3 protein-coding genes are annotated in these 2,668 nt (G+C 75.6%); all 3 read left to right on the forward strand.

What is annotated here, in order from left to right; translation table 11 throughout:
* On the forward strand, positions 1-628 hold a 628-nt coding region (locus tag ACFUC1_RS20460), incomplete at its 5' end, for a GNAT family N-acetyltransferase (protein WP_379123130.1).
* A 47-nt stretch (positions 629-675) separates the two neighbouring features.
* Positions 676-1,659, forward strand: a complete 984-nt coding sequence (locus tag ACFUC1_RS20465) for an LCP family protein (RefSeq protein ID WP_379123132.1) — start codon at positions 676-678, stop codon at positions 1,657-1,659.
* A 109-nt stretch (positions 1,660-1,768) separates the two neighbouring features.
* Complete coding sequence (locus tag ACFUC1_RS20470) at positions 1,769-2,638, forward strand: LPXTG cell wall anchor domain-containing protein (RefSeq protein ID WP_379123134.1); 870 nt, start codon at positions 1,769-1,771, stop codon at positions 2,636-2,638.
* The last annotated feature ends 30 nt before the right edge of the window (positions 2,639-2,668 follow it).

Consider the following 2,668-nt stretch of genomic DNA (forward strand, 5'->3'; position numbering starts at 1 on the left):
GAGCACCACCGGACCGAGCCTGGCGTCCCTGGCGTGGCCCCTGCGCACCGAGCGGATGTCGGTGCGGCCCGTCACCCACGGCGACGTCGACGCCGTGCTCGAGTACCGCTCGCGGGAGGACGTCGCGAGGTACCTCACCCGGACGGCCCTGGGCCGTGAGGACGTGCGCGACCGGGTCACCCGCTTCGCCGAGAGGGGACGCCCGGGGCACCCGGAGCCCGCACTCGGCCTCGTCGCCGAGCTCGACGGCCGCGTCGTGGCGGACCTGTCCCTGCGCCTCGAGCCCGACGACAACGGCATGTGGCTGGGGGTGCTCGGCTACGCCGTGCACCCCCAGGTCGCCGGGCGTGGGCTGGCGACCGAGCTCGTCCGCGCCGTGCTCCGGCTCGGCTTCGCCGACCTGCACCTCGCGATGGTCACCGCCGACGTCTTCGCACCGCATCGCGCCTCGCAGCGGGTGCTGGAGAAGGCCGGCTTCCGCGTCGTGGCGCACGTGCCCGCCGGGAGCAAGGGCGACGGCCAGCCGCGCCTCGACGACGTCGTGTATGCCGTGACCGCCGCCGAGTGGGCCGCCCGCGCCCGTGGACCGGAGCCGGGTGTGGCAGGGACGGGTGCCGCGGAGCGCTGACCGGGATCGTGCAGGCGTGACCGGCTGGATCGGCCACACTGTCGTTCGTGCCGCGCCCACCCCGCCTGCGAGCCGTCAGCACGACGGCGCTGGCCGTCGTGCTCGTGGCGGCCGTGGCCGTCGTCGTGGATGCCGCCGTCCTCGTGCACCGCGTCCCGACGTTCCCCGGACGGCTCCCCGGCACGGACCGGGGGTCGACCACCCTCCTGCTCGCCTCCGACTCGCGTTCCCGCTTGCCGGCCGGGCAGCGGTCCAGGTATGCCGACCCCCTGCAGTCCACCGGCGAGCGGGCCGACCTCGTCCTGCTCCTCAGGCGGGAGCCGGACGGGACGACGCGGCTCTACTCCCTGCCGCGCGACCTGTACGTCGGGGCGCAGCGCCACCGGCCCCACCGCCTCGGTCTCGCCCTCGAGGAGGGCCCGACCGGCGTGGCCGACTCGCTCTGCCTCGACCTCGGGGTCGGCGTCGACCACGTGCTGGTCGCCGACATGGCCGGTGCGCAGGACCTCGTGGACGCCACCGGCCGCGTGCGCGTCCGGACGCAGCTGCCGATGCGGGACCTCGGCTCGGGGCTCGACCTCCCGCGGCCCGGGGTGCACGAGCTCGACGGCGAGGAAGCCCTGGCCTGGGTGCGCTCGCGCCACCCGGAGGTCCAGGTCGGCGGCCGGTGGGTGCCGGACCCTGCCTCCGACCCCACGCGGACGGCGCACGCCGAGCAGGTGCTGAGCCAGGTCGCGGGCCGCATCGACTCGCCCGTCACCCTCCAGCGGGTGGCCTGGTCGGTCGGTCCGACGCTGCGCCGGGACGAAGGGCTCGACGCTGCAGGCCTCGTGCGGCTCGGCCGGGACCTCCGGCAGGCCGTCGGGAGCCCGGTCGTGACCGTGCCCGGCGCGGCCAGCGGGACGGACGTGCCGTTCACGTTCGTCACGCCGGCGACCATGCGCGCCCTGGCTCCGCTGCAGAGCAGCTCCTGCAGTGCTGCCGGGACCACGGGTCACGGTGCACCGGCCTCGACGCCGCAAGGCGGGTAGTCGACACACCGTCACGCGGCAAATGGAGCGAAAACGCCGCAGGGTGGTCCTCCGTGCCGCTACTGTCCCGCCCGAAGGGGTTCGTCCACCATGCCTGAGTGAGGTCTCTGTGCTCTCCACCCGTCTGCGCCGGTCCGCCGTCGCCGCTGTCCTGACCGTCGGCGGCGCCGTGCTGCTGTCCGGTACCGCCCACGCCGCCGACGGCACCACCATCACGGTGGCCTCCGGGGACGGCGGCGTCGTCTTCGCCGACCAGCCGCTCGACGTCACGGGCACCTGCGGGGGCGGCGCGAGCTCCGCCGTGGTGACGTTCGCCCAGGGCGGGAACCCGGTCGCCCAGGAGTCGGTGAACGTCGACAAGGCAGGCGCCTGGGCAGCCACCCTCGACATCTCCGCAGCCGCCAACGACGTCGCCACCGCCTCGGTCGACTGCTTCGTCTACGGCCAGGCCGACCCGGTGGGCAGCGCCTCGGAGGACGTGTTCGTCCTCCCGACCGAGGTCCAGGTCATCGACGTCACCGTCTCGCCCTCGAAGGTGCGGGTCGGCTCCGCCTTCACCGTGTCCGCCAGGTGCCCCGCGGGTACCACGGTCGCTGCGGTGGCCGCCGGCCGGGAGGACGCCGACAAGCCGTTCCTGTCCCGGACCGTGACCCCCAGGAGCGACGGCTCCGTCAGCGTGACCTCGACCGTGCCCGCGGGCGTGAAGCCCGGGTCCGCCGTCGCGGTCGTCGCGTGCGGCGTGTCCGCCGTGGACGCGTTCGGCTCCGAGTCCGCGGACACCGTCCCGAGCGCCTTCGGCGTCGCGCCGTTCACGATCCTCGCCGCACCGGCTGCGGCGCCCGCATCGGCCGCATCCGCCACGCCGACCGCGCCGACCCTGGCGAACACCGGCTCGGACACCGCGCCCCTGACGGCGCTGGGTGCCGGCCTCGTGCTGCTCGGCGCCGGGGCCTACCGCGCCCGCCGCGCGACCCGCTGACCCACCCGACGGTGTGCCGCGTGGCCGGGT

This window comes from Pedococcus sp. NPDC057267, from assembly GCF_042668795.1.
Lineage (GTDB): Bacteria > Actinomycetota > Actinomycetes > Actinomycetales > Dermatophilaceae > Pedococcus.